This window comes from Streptomyces sp. NPDC029292 (genome assembly GCF_055569295.1).
Map to the genome: position 1 here is coordinate 85,995 of NZ_JBVHXR010000014.1, position 18,382 is coordinate 104,376.

The window sequence follows — 18,382 nt, forward strand, 5'->3', positions numbered from 1 at the left end:
ATGCGCGGCTGCCCAAGTGCTTTGCCCACGAAGCGAATGACGCGAACGACGGTTGTACCCGACCTGACGGTCGGCTGAACCGGTGCGTGCCGATCGCGTCTTCGCGTACGGCGCCGCCGCCGGCCTTCTCGGTGACCTGCTGCTCGGCGACCCGCGCCGGGGACATCCGGTCGCCGCGTTCGGGCGGGCAGCGGGAGCCGTGGAGCGGGTGTTGTGGCGGGACCACCGCGGGTGGGGCGCTCTGCACACCGCCGTGTGCGTGGGCGGTGCCGCCGGGCTCGCGGCGCTCGCGAGCCATTCCGTACGCGCCTCCCGTACCGCCTCCATCGCGCTGACCGCCGCCGCCACTTGGGCCGTCGTCGGGGGGACCTCCCTCGGGCGCGAGGCACGGGCGATCGGCGAGGCGCTCACGGTCGGCGATGTCGAGGTGGCCCGGGAGCGGCTGCCCCATCTGTGCGGGCGGGATCCCCAGTCGCTGGACTCCGACGGCATCGCGCGGGCCGTCGTCGAGTCCGTTGCCGAGAACACGTCCGACGCCGTGGTGGGCGCCCTCGTGTGGGGGGCGCTGGGCGGTGTGCCCGGTCTTGTCGGGTTCCGCGCGGTGAACACGCTCGACGCGATGGTCGGGCACAAGTCGCCCAAGTACCGGCGATACGGGTGGGCTTCCGCGCGGCTCGACGATGTCGCGGGGTGGCCGGGGGCCCGGCTGACCGCCGTGCTCGCCGCCGTCGCGGGCAGCGATCCGCGCGGGGCCGTGCGCGCCTGGCGCGCGGACGCCGGCCGGCATCCGAGTCCCAACGCCGGGCCCGTGGAGGCCTCGTTCGCGGGCGCGCTCGGCGTGCGGCTCGGCGGGACCCTCTCGTACGGGGGAAGGGTCGAGCACCGGCCCGTACTGAACGGGGAGGGCCGCGCCGTCGCGGTCCACGACATCGAGCGGGCCGTACGGCTGTCGCGGCGCGTGGGCTGGCTCGCGCTCGGCGTGAGTGCCGCCGGGCGGCTGCTTTCGAGGGGGGCCACATCATGAGCGGCGGGCTGCTGATCGCCGGTACCACCTCCGACGCGGGCAAGAGCGTCGTGACCGCCGGGATCTGCCGGTGGTTGGTGCGGCAGGGCGTCAAGGTCGCGCCGTTCAAGGCGCAGAACATGTCCCTGAACTCGTTCGTGACGCGCGAGGGCGCGGAGATCGGGCGTGCGCAGGCCATGCAGGCGCAGGCGGCTCGCGTGGAGCCCACCGCGCTGATGAATCCCGTGCTGCTGAAGCCGGGGAGCGACCGCAGCAGTCAGGTGGTGCTCATGGGCAAGCCGGTGGGCGAGCTCTCGGCGCGCGGGTATCACGGAGGACGGCAGGAGCAGCTCCTCGGGACCGTTTTGGACTGTCTGGCCGAGTTGCGGGGCACGTATGACGCGGTGATCTGTGAGGGGGCGGGCAGTCCCGCCGAGATCAACCTGCGCCGCACCGACATCGTGAACATGGGGATCGCCCGCAATGCCCGGCTTCCCGTGCTCGTCGTCGGTGACATCGATCGTGGCGGCGTCTTCGCCTCGTTCTTCGGGACCGTCGCGCTGCTGTCCCGCGAGGATCAGGCACTCGTCGCCGGGTTCCTGGTCAACAAGTTCCGCGGCGACGTCTCGCTGCTGGAGCCGGGCCTCGACATGCTCCGGGACCTCACCGGGCGTTCCTCGTACGGCGTCCTGCCCTTCCAGCACGGCCTGGGCATCGACGAGGAGGACGGGCTGCGGGTGTCGTTGCGCGGGACGGTCCGCGAGTCCGCGGTGAGTGCCCCCGTCGGCGAGGACGTGCTGCGCGTCGCCGTCTGCGCGATCCCGCTGATGTCCAACTTCACGGACGTGGACGCGCTGGCCGCCGAGCCGGGTGTCGTCGTGCGGTTCGTGGACCGGGCCGAGGAGCTGGCCGACGCCGACCTCGTCGTGGTACCGGGGACCCGGGGGACGGTGAAGGCGCTGCAGTGGCTGCGCGAGCGCGGCCTTGCGGACGCCCTCTCCAGAAGGGCCGCGGAAGGGCGTCCCGTCCTGGGCATCTGCGGCGGCTTCCAGATCCTCGGCGAACACATCGAGGACGAGGTGGAAAGCCGCCAAGGCCATGTGGACGGGCTCGGACTGCTGCCCGTGCGCGTGCGGTTCGCGCGCGAGAAGACCCTCACCCGGCCCGTCGGAGAGGCCCTCGGCGAGCACGTCGACGGGTACGAGATCCACCACGGCATCGCCGAAGTCACCGGCGGGGACGCGTTCATCTCTGATGACAATGGACACAGCCTGGACGGCTGCCGGGTCGGCGCCGTCTGGGGCACGCACTGGCACGGCTCGCTGGAGTCGGACGGATTCCGGCGCGCCTTCCTGCGCGAGGTGGCGGCCGCCGCGGGCCGTCGTTTCGTGCCGGCCGCCGACACGTCGTTCGCGGCGCTGCGCGAGGAGCAGCTCGACCGGCTCGGCGATCTGATCGAGGAACACGCGGACACGGACGCGCTGTGGCGGCTCATCGAGTCGGGCGCGCCGTCAGGACTGCCTTTCATTCCACCGGGAGCGCCCGCATGAGCACAGTGTTGTTGTTGTCGACCGCCGACACGGATCTGCTGGCGGCCCGTGCCTCCGGCGCCCCGTACCGGATCGGCAATCCGACCCGGGTGGACGTGGCTGCCGAGCTGCCCGCGCTCGTCGAGGGCGCGGACATCGCCGTCGTACGGCTGCTGGGCGGCAAGCGGGCCTGGGAGGACGGGCTCGCCTTCTTGAAGGCGTCCGGCATCCCGACCGTGCTGCTGGGCGGCGAGACCGTCCCGGACGCGGAGTTGATGGCCGAGTCGTCGGTTCCGGCGGGCGTCGTCGCGGAGGCGCTGCGCTATCTCGTCGAGGGCGGCCCCGAGAACCTGACCGAGCTGTCCCGCTTCCTCTCCGACACCGTGCTGCTGACCGGTGAGGGCTTCACCGAGCCGCACAAGATGCCCGAGTACGGCGTCCACGGCGAGCGCGCCTTCGTCGAGGGCCGCCCGACCATCGGCGTGCTCTTCTACCGGGCCCACGAGCTGTCCGGCAACACGGCCTTCGTGGACACGCTGTGCGACGCGATCGAGGCGCGGGACGCCAACGCCCTTGCCGTGTACTGCGGTTCGCTGCGCGGCGCGGACGCGGGTCTGTACGAGATCCTCGGGAAGGCCGACGCGCTGGTCGCCACCGTGCTCGCGGCGGGCGGCACGCACGCCTCGCAGGCGTCCGCGGGCGGCGACGAGGAGGCCTGGGACATCGGCGCGCTCGCCGACCTCGACGTCCCTGTCCTGCAAGGGCTCTGCCTTACCTCGTCCAAGGATGCCTGGGACGCGTCGGACGCCGCCCTCTCCCCCATGGACGCGGCGATGCAGGTAGCCATCCCGGAGTTCGACGGCCGTCTCATCACGGTCCCCTTCTCCTTCAAGGAGCAGGGTCCGGACGACGTCCCGGTGTACGTCGCCGACCCCGAGCGGGCCGCGCGCGTCGCCGGAATCGCCGTACGCCACGCCCGGTTGAAGCACAAGCCGAACGAGGACAAGAAGCTCGCGCTCGTCTTCACCGCCTATCCGACCAAGCACTCGCGGGTCGGCAACGCGGTCGGCCTCGACACCCCCGCCTCGGCCGTACGTGTCCTCGACGCGCTGCGGGACGCCGGGTACGTCGTCGAGGGGCACCCCGACAACGGCGACGAGCTGATCCACCGGCTCATCAACGCCGGTGGCCACGACGTCGAATGGCTCACCGAGGAGCAGCTCGCCGCCGCCCCCGCGCGCGTGCCGCTCGCCGACTACCGGGCCTGGTTCGACGAGCTCGACCCCGAGCTGCGCAACGGCATGCTCGAGGCGTGGGGCGAGCCGCCGGGCTCCCTCTACGTCGACGGCGACGACATCGTCCTGGCCTCGCTCCAGTTCGGGAACGTCGTCGTGATGATCCAGCCGCCGCGCGGCTTCGGCGAGAACCCGATCGCGATCTACCACGACCCGGACATGCCGCCGTCGCACCACTACATGGCGGCGTACAGGTGGCTGGACAATTCGTTCGGCGCCGACGCGATCGTCCACATGGGCAAGCACGGCACGATGGAATGGCTGCCGGGCAAGGGACTCGGGCTCAGCGGCGGCTGCGCACCCGACGCCGTCCTCGGCGAACTCCCGCTCATCTACCCCTTCATCGTCAACGACCCCGGTGAGGGCACCCAGGCCAAGCGCCGCGGTCACGCCACGGTCGTCGACCACCTCGTGCCGCCGATGGCGCGCGCGGACACCTACGGCGATCTGGCGAAGCTGGAGCAGCTTCTCGACGAGTACGCCCTCGTGTCCGACCTGGACCCGACGAAGGCCCCGGCGGTCCGCGCCCAGATCTGGACCCTCGTCAAGGCGGCGGAACTCCACCACGACCTGCATGTCGACGAGCAGCCGGACGACGGTGACTTCGACGAGTTCGTCATGCACATCGACGGCTATCTCTGCGAGATCAAGGACGTGCAGATCAGGGACGGCCTGCACATTCTCGGCGGCGGCCCGGAGGCCGAGCCGCGCGTGAACCTCGTGCTGGCCGTGCTGCGCGCCTCGCAGGTGTGGGGCGGCCAGGCGAACGCCCTGCCGGGTCTGCGGGCCTCGATGGCGGCCCATTTCGGGCTGGTCGAGAAGGAGTTGCTCGCCGAGCCGGGTGCGCCCGTGAAGGTGCCGGTCGAGCTGACGGACCTCGTCGAGGGTCCTGCCCGTACGGCGGCCGACGCGATCGACCTCCTTGAGCAGCTGTGCCGCCGGGTCGCGGAGGGCATGGAGGAGCGCGGCTGGGAGACGGCCGCCGTCCCCGCTCTCGTACGCGAGGTGCTGGGCACCGAACTTCCCGATGCCGTCGCGGTGTTGGAGTTCGCCTGCCGTGAGGTCGTGCCGCGCCTCGCCCGGACGACGGACGAGATCGACCACATCCTCAAGGCTCTCGACGGCGGTTACGTCCCGGCGGGCCCGTCCGGATCGCCGACCCGTGGGCTCGTCAACGTCCTGCCGACCGGCCGTAACTTCTACTCCGTCGACCCCAAGGCGATCCCCTCCAGGCTCAGTTGGGAAGTCGGGCAGTCCCTCGCGGACTCCCTCGTCCAGCGCTACCTCCAGGACACCGGCGAGTACCCGACGTCCGTCGGCCTCACCGTCTGGGGCACCTCCGCCATGCGCACCCAGGGCGACGACATCGCGGAGATCCTCGCGCTGCTCGGCTGCCGCCCGGTGTGGGACGACGCGTCGCGCCGGGTGAACGGCTTCGAGATCGTGCCACCGGCCGAACTCGGGCGCCCCCGCATCGATGTGACGGTCCGTATCTCCGGCTTCTTCCGGGACGCGTTCCCACACGTCGTGGGTCTCATCGACGACGCGGTGCGGGCGGTGGCCGAGCTGGACGAGCCCGCCGACCAGAACTACGTCCGCAAGCACGCCGACGAGGACACCGCCGAGCACGGCGACCGGCGGCGCGCCACGGCCCGTATCTTCGGCTCCAAGCCGGGCGCGTACGGCGCCGGTCTGCTGCCGCTCATCGACGCGCGCAACTGGCGCTCCGACGCCGACCTCGCCGAGGTGTACGCGGTGTGGGGCGGCTACGCCTACGGGCGCGGGCTCGACGGGCGGGCGGCGCGCGGCGACATGGAGACCGCGTTCAAGCGCATCGCCGTCGCCGCGAAGAACGTCGACACCCGCGAGCACGACCTCGTCGACGCGGACGACTACTTCCAGTACCACGGCGGCATGGTCGCGATGGTCAGGCATCTGACCGGGGCGAGCCCGGAAGCGTACGTCGGTGACTCGGCCGTACCCGACCAGGTGAAGACCCGCACCCTCGGCGAGGAGACGCACCGCGTGTTCCGCGCCCGGGTCGTCAACCCGCGCTGGATGGCGGCGATGCGGCGGCACGGCTACAAGGGCGCCTTCGAGATGGCGGCGACCGTCGACTACCTCTTCGGGTACGACGCCACGGCCGGGGTCGTGGACGACTGGATGTACGAGAAGCTCAGCGCCGAGTACGTCTTCGACGCGGAGAACCGGGACTTCATGAAGAAGTCCAACCCGTGGGCGCTGCGTGGCATCACGGAACGACTCCTCGAAGCCGCCGACCGCGGGCTGTGGGCCGAGCCGGACGCGGACACGCTGGAGCGGCTGCGCGCCACCTATCTGGAGCTCGAAGGCGACTTGGAGGGCGACGACCAGTGAGTACCCCGTTTCCGTTCACGGCCGTGGTCGGCCAGGACGACCTGCGGCTCGCGCTGCTGCTGAACGCCGTGTCGCCCGCCGTCGGCGGCGTGCTGGTGCGCGGCGAGAAGGGCACGGCCAAGTCCACTGCCGTACGCGCCCTTTCGGCCCTCATCCCGGAGGTGGACGTCGTCGCCGGGTGCCGCTTCTCGTGTGCGCCCGGGTCGCCCGATCCGGCGTGCCCGGACGGACCGCACGAGGTCGGGCCGGGCGTGCGGCGACCCGCGCGCATGGTCGAGCTGCCCGTCGGCGCCTCCGAGGACCGGCTCGTCGGCGCCCTCGACATCGAGCGGGCCCTCGCGGAGGGCGTGAAGGCCTTCGAGCCGGGGCTGCTGGCCGACGCGCACCGCGGAATCCTGTACGTCGACGAGGTCAACCTTCTCCACGACCACCTGGTCGACCTGCTGCTGGACGCGGCCGCGATGGGTGCCTCGTACGTCGAGCGCGAGGGCGTCTCCGTACGGCATGCCGCGCGCTTCCTGCTGGTCGGGACCATGAACCCCGAAGAGGGCGAGCTGCGGCCGCAGTTGCTGGACCGGTTCGGGCTGACCGTCGAGGTCGCGGCCTCGCGGGAGCCCGATCAGCGGGTCGAGGTCGTCCGGCGCAGGCTGGCGTACGACGACGATCCGGAGGGCTTCGCCGCACGCTGGGCCGACGAGGAGTCCGCCGTACGGGCCCGGATCGTGGCGGCTCGGGAGCTGTTGCCGTCGGTGCGGCTCGGGGACCCGGCGCTGCGGCAGATCGCGGCGACCTGTGCGGCCTTCGAGGTGGACGGGATGCGGGCCGACATCGTCATGGCCCGGACCGCGACCGCGCTCGCCGCATGGGCGGGGCGGACCGAGGTGCTCGCAGAGGATGTGCGACAGGCGGCGCTGCTCGCGCTGCCGCACCGCAGGCGGCGCAATCCCTTCGACGCTCCCGGTCTCGACGAGGACAAGCTCGACGAGACGCTGGAGGAGTTCGGCGGGCAGGACGAGAACGACGACGATCCGGATCCGGACGGGCCCGGTGGGGGCGGGCAGCCGCCGCAGGACGGGCCGGAGGGCGACTCCCCCGCCGGTGACGTCCCGGCCCAGGGCGAGCCCTCGGAGGACGGACAGGCGCCTGCCGCGCAGGGCGGCGGCGAGCAGTCTCCCGTACGGGCCGCCGAACCCTTTCGCACGAAGGTGCTGAGCGTGCCCGGGCTCGGGGAGGGTGCCGCCGGCCGGCGTTCGCGGGCGCGGACCGAGCACGGGCGGACGACCGGATCGCGACGGCCCCGAGGGACGCTCACCAAGCTGCACTTGGCGGCGACCGTGCAGGCGGCGGCGCCGCATCAGCGGGCGCGCGGGCGGTCGGGGCGCGGTCTCGTCGTACGGCGGGACGATCTGCGGCAGGCCACCCGGGAGGGGCGTGAGGGCAACCTCGTGCTCTTCGTCGTGGACGCCTCCGGGTCGATGGCGGCGCGGCAGCGGATGAGCGCCGTGAAGGGTGCGGTGCTGTCGCTGCTGCTCGACGCGTATCAGCGGCGGGACAAGGTGGGGCTCGTGACCTTCCGCGGGTCCGCGGCCGAGGTGGCGCTGCCGCCGACTTCGTCGGTGGACGCGGCCGCCGCGCGGCTGGAGTCGCTGCCCACGGGTGGGCGGACGCCGCTCGCGACCGGGCTGCTGCGCGCGCACGAGGTGCTGCGGGTCGAGCGGCTGCGGGACGCGGCGCGGCGGCCGCTGGTCGTGGTCGTGACGGACGGACGGGCCACCGGCGGGCCGGAGCCCGTCGCGCTGGCCGGGCGTGCGGCGCGGCTGTTCGCGGCCGACGGGGTCGCGTCCGTGGTCGTCGACTGCGAGGCGGGGCCGGTACGGCTCGGGCTCGCGGGGCAGCTCGCGGGTGAGCTGGGCGGTACCGCGGTGACGCTGGACGAGTTGCGGGCCGATTCCATCGCCGGGCTGGTCAGGGACGTACAGGGCAACAACAGGAGGGCCGCGTAATGCCTCAGGGACAGCCGAGTGTCGTGCCGGACGACGGTCTGACGACGCGTCAGCGACGCAATCGTCCCCTGGTCGTGGTGCACACGGGGGTCGGGAAGGGCAAGTCCACGGCCGCTTTCGGGCTGGCCCTGCGTGCCTGGAATCAGGGGTGGCCCATCGGGGTGTTCCAGTTCGTCAAGTCGGCGAAGTGGAAGGTCGGCGAGGAGAACGCGCTGCGGGTACTGGGCGCCAGCGGTGAGGGCGGCTCCGTCGACTGGCACAAGATGGGCGAGGGCTGGTCCTGGGTCCAGCGCGACTCCCAGATGGACAACGAGGAGAAGGCCCGCGAGGGGTGGGAGCAGGTCAAGCGGGACCTCGCCGCCGAGACGTACCAGCTGTATGTCCTCGACGAGTTCGCCTACCCCATGCACTGGGGATGGGTGGATGTCGATGAGGTCGTGGCCGTGCTGCGGGACCGGCCGGGGACTCAGCATGTCGTGATCACCGGTCGTAACGCCCCGGAGAAGCTGGTCGAGTTCGCCGATCTCGTGACGGACATGTCCAAGGTCAAGCACCCGATGGACGCCGGCCAGAAGGGCCAGAGGGGCATCGAGTGGTGATGCCGTCATGATGTCCTCGACGTCCGTCCCCCGGCTGGTCATTGCCGCGCCCTCTTCGGGCAGCGGCAAGACCACCGTTGCCACGGGACTGATGGCGGCCTTCGCCTCGCGGGGGCTTGCCGTGTCCCCGCACAAGGTGGGGCCCGACTACATCGACCCCGGGTACCACGCGCTCGCCACCGGGCGGGTGGGGCGGAATCTCGACGCCTATCTGTGCGGGGCGGAGCTGATCGCGCCGCTGTTCGCGCATGGGGCGCAAGGCTGCGATCTCGCGGTCGTCGAGGGCGTGATGGGGCTGTACGACGGGGCCGCGGGGCAGGGGGAGCTGGCCTCCACCGCCCATGTCGCGAAGCTGCTCCGGGCGCCTGTGGTGCTGGTGGTGGACGCGTCGTCGCAGTCGCGGTCCGTCGCCGCGCTGGTGCATGGGTTTGCCTCGTGGGATCCCGAGGTGCGGGTTGCCGGGGTGATCCTCAACAAGGTCGCGTCCGATCGGCATGAGGAGTTGCTTCGGGAGGCGCTGGACGAGTCCGGGGTGCCGGTGCTCGGCGCCTTGCGGCGCGCCTCGCAGATGGGGACGCCGTCTCGGCATCTCGGGCTGGTGCCCGTTGCCGAGCGGGGGGCCGACGCCGTCGACGCGGTTGCCGCCATGGCCTCGCATGTGCGGGGTGGGTGCGATCTGGATGCTCTGCTCGCGCTGGCGCGCAGTGCGCCTTCGTTGTCGGGTGCGGCTTGGGATGCGGGTGAGGTGGTGCGGCCCGCGGCGGAACCGCTGATGGATGCAGCGCCCCCGCCGCCCCTTCCCATTCCCGAACCCGGGGGCTCCGCCCCCAGACCCCTGTATCGGCCTGAACGGCCTCGTCCTCGAACTCCCCCACTCTCGACTTCTCCCCCACTCTCGACTTCGCTCGAGCGGGGGGACCCCCATGAGCGGGGGGACCCCCACGACGGGCTGAAAGTCCCCCGCGTTGCCATCGCGGGCGGAGCCGCCTTCACCTTCTCCTACGCCGAGCATGCCGAACTGCTTGCCGCCGCCGGAGCCGAAGTTGTCGCCTTCGACCCCCTCCGGGACGAGCAACTGCCCGAAGGAACGGGTGGGTTGGTCATCGGTGGTGGGTTCCCGGAGGTGTACGCGCCCGAGCTGTCGGCCAATGAGCCGCTCAGGAAGGCCGTTGCCGAGCTGGCGTCGAGTGGCGCGCCCGTCGCCGCCGAGTGCGCCGGGCTGCTCTATCTCTCCCGCGAGCTCGACGGGCAGCCCATGTGCGGGGTGCTCGACGCCACGGCCCGGATGAGCGAGCGGCTCACGCTGGGCTATCGGGACGCCGTCGCCGTGTCCGACAGTGTGCTGGCCGCCGCCGGTACACGGATGCGCGGGCACGAGTTCCACCGGACTGTCGTCGAGCCCGGCGCGGGGGCGGCTGCCGCGTGGGGTGTGCGCGCCCCGGAGCGGCGGGTCGAAGGTTTCGTACAGCAAGGTGTGCACGCGAGTTATCTGCACACGCACTGGGCGTCCGAGCCCGGTGTGGCCCGTCGGTTTGTAGAGAGGTGCCTGACGTCATGAGCAGCAAGCTGATCGGAGTCGGGGTCGGGCCCGGTGACCCGGAGCTGGTGACCGTCAAGGGCGTCAACGCTCTGCGGACCGCCGAGGTCGTCGTCGTACCCGTGATGGACACCGGAGAGCGGGGGCGCGCCGAGGCGACCGTCCTGCACTACGTGCCCGAGGACAAGGTCGTACGGGTCGTGTTCGCGCTCAACGAGCGGACCGACCGGGGGCGGCGCGAGGCCGCCTGGGACGCGGCGGGTCAGCGGGTCGCCCGGCTGCTGCGGGCGCACGCGACCGTCGCGTTCGCCACCATCGGCGACCCCAATGTGTACTCCACGTTCACCTATCTCGCGCAGACCATCGGCGAACTCGTCCCGGGCACGGTGATCGAGACCGTGCCCGGCATCACCGCCATGCAGGATCTCGCCGCCCGGTCCGGGGCTGTTCTCACCGAAGGCACCGAGCCGCTGACCCTCGTGCCCGTCACCGCCGGCGCCGCTGTGCTCAAGGACGCTCTCAACGGGCCCGGCACGGTCGTCGCGTACAAGTTCGGGCGGCAGGCGCGGGAGGTCGCGGAGGCGCTGCGCGAGACCGGGCGGCTCGACAACGCCGTGTGGGGGTCCGCGCTCGGCCTCGAGGACGAGTCCATCCGGCCCGCGGCCGAGCTCGACGAAGGGCCGCTCCCCTACCTCTCCACGCTCATCGCGCCCGCCCCGCGCGACGGCGGACGCGGCGGGAAACTGTGAGCGGTCCAGGAGACGGATCAGGCCGCGAGGCCGACCACCAGCCAGATGAAGCCCACGCCCGCGACCGTGCACAGCAGGGTCGAGCGGGCGGGGTGCACGTGGTGCGCCTCGGGGAGGATCTCGGCGGCGGCGAGGTACAGGAGTACGCCGCCGAAGAGGCCGAGATAGCAGCCGAGCGGTTGCTCCGGGATGGTGAAGAAGAGGGTGGAGGCCGCACCGACCACGGGGGCCGCGGCGTCCGCGACGAGCATCATGATCGCCTTGCGCCGGGCGTTCCCGTACAGGCTCGTGATCGTGTAGGTGTTGAAGCCGTCCGCGAAGTCGTGGGCGATCACCGCGAGGGCGACCGCCAGGCCCATACCGCCGCCCACCTGGAAGGCGGCGCCGATCGCGACGCCGTCCATCGCACTGTGCCCGACCATCGCGGCGGCCGCCGTCAGGCCCACCTCGGGCGCGCGTCCTCCGTTGTTCTCCTCGCCGCCGTGCGCGGCCTGGCGCGCGACCAGCAGGCGTTCCACCAGATGGGCCAGCAGGAAGCCGACGACGAACAGCAGCAGCGCGGCCGGTACGCCGAAGACCTCGTCGCCCGCCGCTCTCAGTGCCTCCGGCAGCAGATCCAGGCCCACCACGCCCAGCATCAGGCCACCCGCAAGGCCGAGGACCAGATGGCGGCGGTCGGTGACTCGCTGTGCCGTCCAGCCGCCGGCCAGCGTCATCAGGAACGCGCCGAGCGCGACGAGGACCGCCATACGCCCTTGCTATCCGATCAGCCCCCGTTCGCGCACGTCCGACGGCCCCGTACCCCCGACTTTTCGTAGCACTCGCATTTTTTGTAGGAGAGGACCGATTCCCATGGCCGATGCCCCCACCGGCAAGGTGACCTTCGTCGGTGCAGGCCCCGGCGCCGCCGACCTGCTGACGTTCCGCGCCGCGCGCGCCATCGCCGAGGCCGACGTCGTGATCTGGGCGGCCAGCCTGGTGCAGGCCGAGGTCCTCGACCACGCGCGCGAGGGCGCGGAGATCCTGGATTCCGCCACGATGTCCCTTGAGGACGTCGTCGCCGTGTACGAGCGGGCCGCGGAGGAAGGGCTGAAGGTGGCCCGGATCCACTCCGGCGACCCGGCACTGTGGGGCGGTACGCAGGAGCAGCTCGACCGGTGCACGGACATCGGGGTCGAGACCGAGATCATCCCGGGTGTCTCCTCCTTCTCCGCCGTGGCCGCGCTCGCGCAGCGCGAGCTGACGATTCCCGAGGTCGCGCAGTCCGTGATCCTCACCCGGCTCGGCGGCGGCAAGACGCCGATGCCGCCCGGGGAGGAGGTGCGCGAGTTCGCCCGGCACGGGACGACGATGGCGCTGTTCCTGTCGGCCGCCCGCAGCGGGCAGCTCGTACGGGAGCTGCTGGAGGGCGGCTATCCGACGTCCACGCCGGTCGTGGTCGCCTACCAGGTGACCTGGCCGGAGGAGCTGGTCGTGAAGTGCACGATCGAGACGCTCGAGGAGACGGTCAAGGAGCACAAGCTCTGGAAGCACACCCTCTTCCTCGTCGGCCCGGCGCTCGACGCGAGCGGCACGCGCTCGCACCTCTACCACCCCGGTCACTTCCACGGGTTCCGCAAGGCCGACCCGCAGGCGCGCGCGGAGCTGCGTGCGGCGCGGAAGGGCAGTCCGTCGTGATCACGGTCGTCGGTACGGGGACGGGGGCGCCGCTGCCCGCGGATGCCACGTCCGCTCTTGCCGAGGCCGGGCTCGTCGTGGGTGCCCGGCGCCATCTGGCGGCCGCGCGGCTGCCGGACGCGGTGGAGCGGATCGTGCTCGGGCCGCTGGCTCCCGCCCTGGACTCGATCGAGCAATACCTGAAAAAAGGGGAGAAGCAGGGCCGGGTGGTGGTTCTCGCCTCCGGAGACCCCGGGTTCTTCGGGATCGTGCGGGCGCTGGCCGAGCGGTTCGGACCGGAGAGGCTGGATGTCCGTCCCGGTGTCTCGTCCGTGGCCACCGCCTTCGCGCGGCTGGGGCTGCCCTGGGACGACGCGGTGGTGGTGAGCGCGCATGGGCGTGATCTGCGCACGGCTGTCCAGGTCTGCCGGTCCCACCCGAAGGTGGCCGTGCTGACCGGCCCCGGCTCCGGGCCCGCCGAGCTGGGCGCCGCCCTCGCGTACCGCACCGGCGAGCGGGTCCTCGTCGTGGCGAGCGCCCTGGGCGACCCCGAGCACGAGCGTGTGGAGCGGGTCACGCCCGCCGAGGCCGCGGCCCGTGACTGGGGTACGGCGGTGAGCGTCGTCCTCTGTCTGGACGAGTCGCGTGCCCTCGCGCCCGTACGAACCGTCGCCGGGCCGCCGTCCGGGCCCGGCCGATGGGCCCTGGACGAGAGCGAGTTCACCCACCGCGACTCGATGATCAGCAAGTTCGAGGTACGGGCGCTCGCGCTGGCCCGGATCGGGCCGCGCCTCGGCGAGCTGATCTGGGACGTGGGCGCGGGCTCCGGGTCCGTCGCCGTCGAGTGCGCGCGGTTCGGCGCCGCCGTCACCGCGATCGAGAAGACGCGGGACGGGGTCGAGCGGATCCGCGCCAACGCCGCGGCGCACGGCGTGGACGTACAGGTCGTGCACGGGGCCGCGCCCACCGTGCTGTCCGACCTGGACGATCCGGACGCGGTCTTCATCGGCGGCGGCGGGCGCGAACTGCCCGCCATCGTCACGACCTGCGCGCGGCGGGCCCGGCGCGCGGTCGTCATCGCCATGGCCGCGCTCGACCGGGTTCCCGCTGCCCGAAGCGCGCTCACCGGGGCCGGGTTCGACTGCGACGGCGTGCTGTTGCAGTCCTCCCGGCTCGCGCCGCTGCCGGGTGACGTCACCCGGCTCGCGGCCACCAATCCCGTTTTTCTGCTGTGGGGCGTCCGTCCTCCGGCCCGTACCGAAGGAGTCCCCCAGTGATCGGCCTGATTTCCGCCACGGCGGCGGGCGCGGCTGCCCGTGACCGGCTGGCCGCGGCTTGGCCCACCCGTGCGCGTGTGTACGACGGGTCCGTCGGGGATGCCGTGCGGGCCGCGTTCGCGGAGTGCGACCAGCTGGTGTGCTTCCTCGCCACGGGAGCGGTGGTGCGTCTTGTGGCGCCGCTGCTTTCCGACAAGGTCTCCGACCCCGGGGTCGTGTGTGTCGACGAGGCGGGGCGCTTTGCCGTGTCCCTCGTCGGGGGGCACGGGGGAGGAGCCAATGAACTCGCCCGGGAAGTGGGCGAGTTGCTCGGGGCCGAGCCCGTCGTGACGACCGCGACCGACTCCGTCGGGGTGCCGGGGCTGGATACGCTCGGGTTCCCTGTGGAGGGGGATGTGGCGGGGGTTTCTCGGGCCATGCTGGACGGGGAACCCGTCGCGCTGGAGGCGGAGTTGAGCTGGCCTCTGCCCGCGCTGCCTTCGAATGTGGGGAGCCCGGCACAGCAAGGCACCGCCATCCTTCGCATTTCCGACCGCATCCTTGAATCCGCGGACCAAGAAGTGGTCCTCCGCCCGCCCTCCCTCGTCGTCGGTGTCGGCGCCTCCAAGGACGCGCCTGTCGACGAGGTCCTCGGGCTCGTCGAAGAGGCCCTCCGGGACGCCGGGCTGTCACCGAAGTCCGTCGCCGAGCTCGCCACCGTCGACGCCAAGGCCGATGAGCCCGGCATCGTCGGGGCGGCCGGGCGGCTCGGGGTGCCCGTGGTGACGTACACCGCCGAGGAGTTGGCGGAGGTGGACGTGCCGAACCCCTCGGACGCGCCGCTCGCCGCTGTCGGGACGCCGTCCGTGGCGGAGGCCGCGGCGCTCGTGGGCGGCGGTGAACTCCTGGTCCCCAAGCGGAAGTCGGCGCGCGCGGACGGGCAGCCCGCGATGGCGACCTGTGCGGTGGTGCGCAGGGTGGCGCGCGGACGGCTCGCGGTCGTGGGCCTCGGGCCCGGCGCCCGTGATCTGCTGACGCCCCGTGCGAAGGCGGAGTTGCGGCGGGCGTCCGTGCTCGTCGGGCTCGACCAGTACGTCGACCAGATCCGCGATCTGCTGCGCCCCGGCACCCGGATCCTGGAGTCGGGGCTCGGTGCCGAGGAGGAGCGGGCGCGTACGGCGGTGGCTCAGGCCCGGCGGGGGCAGGCCGTCGCGCTGATCGGGAGCGGGGACGCGGGGGTGTACGCGATGGCGTCGCCCGCGCTGGCCGAGGCGTCCGACGACATCGACGTGGTCGGTGTGCCGGGCGTGACGGCCGCGCTCGCGGCCGGTGCGATCCTGGGCGCGCCCCTCGGGCACGACCACGTGTCGATCAGCCTCTCCGACCTGCACACCCCGTGGGAGGTCATCGAGCGGCGGGTACGGGCGGCGGCCGAGGCCGACATCGTCGTGACGTTCTACAACCCGCGCAGCCGGGGCCGGGACTGGCAGCTTCCCAAGGCGCTCGCGATCCTCGCGGAGCACCGGGAGCCGACGACGCCCGTGGGTGTCGTACGGAACGCATCGCGGGCGGACGAATCCAGCCGTCTCAGCACACTCGCGGGACTCGATCCGGCGACGGTGGACATGATGACCGTCGTGACCGTGGGCAACACGGCGACCCGTGAGATCGCCGGCCGCATGGTGACGCCGCGCGGCTACCGCTGGCAGGAGGAGCCCAAGTGAGCCAGGTGTTCCCGGAGACCCGGGTCGTGCACCCCATCGAGCAGGAGTCCTTCCGGCGGCTGCGCGCCCGCCTGGACACCTCGCACTTCGCGCCACTGACGCGCGCGGTCGTGGAGCGGGTCATCCACTCCGCGGCCGACCTCGACTACGCGACGGACCTCGTCACCGACGAGCGCGCCCTGGAGCGGGCCCATGCCGCGCTGCACGCCGGGGCGCCCGTCGTGGTGGACGTGGAGATGGTCGCGGCGGGCATCACGCGCCGCGACACCGTCTGCCGCCTCAAGGACGCCGAGTCGGGCCCCGGTCTGACCCGTTCGGCACACGCGATCCGGCTCGCGTACGAGGATGTCGGGCCCGGCGCGCTGTGGGTGATCGGCTGTGCGCCGACCGCCCTGGAGGAGCTGCTGACCCTGGACGCCGATCCGGCGCTCGTCATCGGTCTGCCCGTCGGTTTCGTCGGGGCGGCCGAGTCCAAGGCGGCGTTGCGCGAGAGCGGGCTGCCCGCTGTCAGCAACGTGTCCGAGAAGGGCGGCTCGGCGGTCGCCGCCGCCGCGCTCAACGCCCTGCTGTACCACCCCGTTTCACAGGCCGCCAAGACCGCACAGGCCGCTAAGGAGAAATCGTGACCACCCCTGCCCCCGCCCTGCTCATCGCCGGACACGGCACCCGGGACGAGGCCGGAGCCGAGGCCTTCCGCGACTTCGTACGGGAGTTGGGGCGCCGTCACCCCGAACTGCCCGTCACGGGCGGTTTCATCGAGCTGTCGCCGCCGCCGCTGGGCGACGCCGTGACCGAGCTGGTCGAGCAGGGGGTACGACGTTTCGCCGCCGTACCGCTGATGCTGGTGTCCGCCGGGCACGCCAAGGGGGACATCCCGGCGGCGCTGGCCCGCGAGAAGGAGCGGCACCCCGGGATCTCCTACACGTACGGGCGTCCGCTGGGCCCGCATCCGTCGCTGCTGGCCGTCCTGGAGCGACGGCTCGACGAGGCGCTCGGCGGCACGGCCCGTACGCCGGAGGACCGGGCCGATGTGACCGTGCTGCTCGTCGGGCGCGGGTCCACCGACCCGGATGCCAACGCCGAGGTGCTGAAGGCGGCGCGACTGCTGTGGGAGGGCCGGGGTTACGCGGGCGTGGAGACCGCCTTCGTGTCGCTGGCCGCTCCCGACGTACCGTCCGGGCTCGACCGCTGCGTGAAGCTGGGCGCGCGCCGCGTCGTCGTCCTCCCCTACTTCCTCTTCACCGGGATCCTCCCGGACCGGGTGCGGCAGCAGACCGAGGGCTGGGCCGCCGCGCACCCGGAGGTCGAGGTGCGCTCCGCCGATGTCATCGGCCCGGAGCCGGAGTTGCTCGACCTGGTCATGGAGCGCTACCGGGAGGCGGTCAAGGGCGACCTGCGGATGAACTGCGACTCCTGCGTCTACCGCATCGCGCTGCCGGGCTTCGAGGACAAGGTGGGGCTGCCCCAGCAGCCGCACTTCCACCCGGACGACGACGGTCACCACCACGACGGACACCACGGGCACCACCACGGTGGTCATGCGCCCTCCCACTCCCATGCGCACTGAGGACACGCGCGAGGGCGGTGACGCGCACGATCTGCGGCACCACGGGGACGCCGAGGTGCGTGACGACGGCTCCGTGCTCACCGATCTCGCCGTGAACGTCCGCGCGGACACGCCTCCGGCGTGGCTGCGCGAGCGGATCGCCGCGTCGCTGACCGGGCTCGCGGCCTACCCGGACGCGCGGGCCGCGCGGGCCGCGGTGGCGGCGCGGCACGGGCTGCCCGTGGAGCGGGTGCTGCTCACGGCGGGCGCGGCCGAGGCGTTCGTGCTGCTCGCGCGCGCCCTGAAGGTGCGTCAACCCGTCGTCGTGCACCCGCAGTTCACCGAGCCCGAGGCGGCGCTTCGGGACGCCGGTCACACCGTCGGCCGTGTCCTGCTGCGGGAGGAGGACGGTTTCCGGCTCGATCCGGCGGCCGTCCCCGAGGACGCCGACCTGGTCGTGATCGGCAATCCGACCAACCCGACGTCGGTGCTGCATCCGGCCGAGTCGATCGCCGAACTCGCCCGGCCCGGGCGGACGTTGGTCGTCGACGAGGCGTTCATGGACGCCGTGCCGGGTGAGCGGGAAGCTCTTGCCGGGCGGACGGGTGTGCCGGGCCTGGTCGTGCTGCGCAGCCTCACGAAGACGTGGGGGCTGGCGGGGCTGCGGATCGGGTACGTCCTGGCCGAGCCCGAGACGATCGCCGCCCTTTCGCGGGCGCAGCCTCTGTGGCCCGTCTCCACGCCCGCCCTCGCCGCGGCCGAGGCCTGCGTGTCCTCCCAGGCCCTCGCGGAGGCCGCCCACGCGGCCCACCGCGTCGCCGCGGACCGGGCCCATCTCGTGGCGGGGCTGGCGGAGTTCGCCTCCGACGGGCTGCGGGTCGTGGAGCCCGCGGAGGGTCCCTTCGTGCTGGTCCGTCTCCCCCGTGCCGCCGCCGTACGCCGCCACCTTCGCGATCTCGGCTTCGCCGTGCGGCGCGGGGACACGTTCCCCGGGCTCGACGAGGAGTGGCTGCGGTTGGCGGTACGGGACCGGGCCACCGTCAACCGTTTCCTGCAGGCTCTGGATCGGGCGGTGACGGTGGTGGGGCGGTGAGGGGTTTTTCGCCCCC

14 protein-coding genes are annotated in these 18,382 nt (G+C 72.6%); 13 read left to right on the forward strand and 1 reads right to left on the reverse strand.

What is annotated here, in order from left to right:
- Window positions 1-82 precede the first annotated feature (82 nt).
- Genes ACZ4WS_RS28285 through cobI form a run of 7 tightly spaced genes read left to right on the forward strand, consistent with a single transcriptional unit; the run spans window position 83 to window position 11,091 of the window.
- Window positions 83-1,024, forward strand: a complete 942-nt coding sequence (locus tag ACZ4WS_RS28285) for a cobalamin biosynthesis protein (protein WP_467984670.1) — start codon at window positions 83-85, stop codon at window positions 1,022-1,024.
- Window positions 1,021-2,553: a cobyric acid synthase gene (locus ACZ4WS_RS28290; protein WP_467984672.1), complete on the forward strand. Its 1,533-nt coding sequence runs from the start codon at window positions 1,021-1,023 to the stop codon at window positions 2,551-2,553. The genes ACZ4WS_RS28285 and ACZ4WS_RS28290 overlap by 4 nt, the downstream gene beginning before the upstream one ends.
- Entirely contained in the window at window positions 2,550-6,203 is a 3,654-nt protein-coding gene (gene cobN / locus ACZ4WS_RS28295; protein WP_467984674.1) for a cobaltochelatase subunit CobN, read from the forward strand. The genes ACZ4WS_RS28290 and cobN overlap by 4 nt, the downstream gene beginning before the upstream one ends.
- A complete protein-coding gene (locus ACZ4WS_RS28300) occupies window positions 6,200-8,206 on the forward strand; it encodes a putative cobaltochelatase (RefSeq protein ID WP_467984675.1) in 2,007 nt (668 codons plus the stop codon). The genes cobN and ACZ4WS_RS28300 overlap by 4 nt, the downstream gene beginning before the upstream one ends.
- Window positions 8,206-8,805: a cob(I)yrinic acid a,c-diamide adenosyltransferase gene (gene cobO, locus ACZ4WS_RS28305; protein ID WP_467984677.1), complete on the forward strand. Its 600-nt coding sequence runs from the start codon at window positions 8,206-8,208 to the stop codon at window positions 8,803-8,805. The genes ACZ4WS_RS28300 and cobO overlap by 1 nt, the downstream gene beginning before the upstream one ends.
- Before the next feature lie 7 nt (window positions 8,806-8,812).
- Complete coding sequence (locus ACZ4WS_RS28310; protein ID WP_467984678.1) at window positions 8,813-10,363, forward strand: cobyrinate a,c-diamide synthase; 1,551 nt, start codon at window positions 8,813-8,815, stop codon at window positions 10,361-10,363.
- Window positions 10,360-11,091, forward strand: a complete 732-nt coding sequence (cobI, locus tag ACZ4WS_RS28315; RefSeq protein WP_467984680.1) for a precorrin-2 C(20)-methyltransferase — start codon at window positions 10,360-10,362, stop codon at window positions 11,089-11,091. Before ACZ4WS_RS28310 ends, cobI begins: the two co-directional genes overlap by 4 nt.
- A gap of 17 nt (window positions 11,092-11,108) precedes the next feature.
- Here the strand turns inward: cobI and ACZ4WS_RS28320 are convergent, their stop codons facing one another.
- Complete coding sequence (locus ACZ4WS_RS28320) at window positions 11,109-11,840, reverse strand: ZIP family metal transporter (protein ID WP_467984683.1); 732 nt, start codon at window positions 11,838-11,840, stop codon at window positions 11,109-11,111.
- Between the two features lie 103 nt (window positions 11,841-11,943).
- On the opposite strand from ACZ4WS_RS28320, the gene cobM reads away from it, so the two are divergent.
- The 6 genes from cobM to cobC are packed head-to-tail and all read left to right on the forward strand — an operon-like array spanning window position 11,944 to window position 18,366.
- Window positions 11,944-12,768: a precorrin-4 C(11)-methyltransferase gene (cobM, locus tag ACZ4WS_RS28325; RefSeq protein ID WP_467984685.1), complete on the forward strand. Its 825-nt coding sequence runs from the start codon at window positions 11,944-11,946 to the stop codon at window positions 12,766-12,768.
- Window positions 12,765-14,024, forward strand: coding sequence for a precorrin-6y C5,15-methyltransferase (decarboxylating) subunit CbiE (cbiE, locus tag ACZ4WS_RS28330; protein ID WP_467984687.1), 1,260 nt, complete (start codon window positions 12,765-12,767; stop codon window positions 14,022-14,024). Before cobM ends, cbiE begins: the two co-directional genes overlap by 4 nt.
- Window positions 14,021-15,727: a precorrin-3B C(17)-methyltransferase gene (gene cobJ, locus ACZ4WS_RS28335; RefSeq protein WP_467984689.1), complete on the forward strand. Its 1,707-nt coding sequence runs from the start codon at window positions 14,021-14,023 to the stop codon at window positions 15,725-15,727. Before cbiE ends, cobJ begins: the two co-directional genes overlap by 4 nt.
- Window positions 15,724-16,353: a precorrin-8X methylmutase gene (locus tag ACZ4WS_RS28340; RefSeq protein WP_467984691.1), complete on the forward strand. Its 630-nt coding sequence runs from the start codon at window positions 15,724-15,726 to the stop codon at window positions 16,351-16,353. The genes cobJ and ACZ4WS_RS28340 overlap by 4 nt, the downstream gene beginning before the upstream one ends.
- Window positions 16,350-17,294 (forward strand): sirohydrochlorin chelatase, encoded by a 945-nt coding sequence (locus ACZ4WS_RS28345; protein WP_467984693.1) that lies wholly within the window; start codon window positions 16,350-16,352, stop codon window positions 17,292-17,294. Before ACZ4WS_RS28340 ends, ACZ4WS_RS28345 begins: the two co-directional genes overlap by 4 nt.
- Entirely contained in the window at window positions 17,284-18,366 is a 1,083-nt protein-coding gene (cobC, locus tag ACZ4WS_RS28350; RefSeq protein ID WP_467984695.1) for an Rv2231c family pyridoxal phosphate-dependent protein CobC, read from the forward strand. Before ACZ4WS_RS28345 ends, cobC begins: the two co-directional genes overlap by 11 nt.
- Window positions 18,367-18,382 lie beyond the last annotated feature (16 nt).

Coding starts and splice junctions, on each gene's coding strand:
- ACZ4WS_RS28290 (WP_467984672.1), top strand. CDS start 1,021: ATGAGCGGCGGGCTGCTGATCGCCGGTACCACCTCCGACGCGGGCAAG.
- cobN (WP_467984674.1), top strand. CDS start 2,550: ATGAGCACAGTGTTGTTGTTGTCGACCGCCGACACGGATCTGCTGGCG.
- cobO (WP_467984677.1), top strand. CDS start 8,206: ATGCCTCAGGGACAGCCGAGTGTCGTGCCGGACGACGGTCTGACGACG.
- ACZ4WS_RS28310 (WP_467984678.1), top strand. CDS start 8,813: ATGATGTCCTCGACGTCCGTCCCCCGGCTGGTCATTGCCGCGCCCTCT.
- cobI (WP_467984680.1), top strand. CDS start 10,360: ATGAGCAGCAAGCTGATCGGAGTCGGGGTCGGGCCCGGTGACCCGGAG.
- ACZ4WS_RS28320 (WP_467984683.1), bottom strand. CDS start 11,840: ATGGCGGTCCTCGTCGCGCTCGGCGCGTTCCTGATGACGCTGGCCGGC.
- cobM (WP_467984685.1), top strand. CDS start 11,944: ATGGCCGATGCCCCCACCGGCAAGGTGACCTTCGTCGGTGCAGGCCCC.
- cobC (WP_467984695.1), top strand. CDS start 17,284: ATGCGCACTGAGGACACGCGCGAGGGCGGTGACGCGCACGATCTGCGG.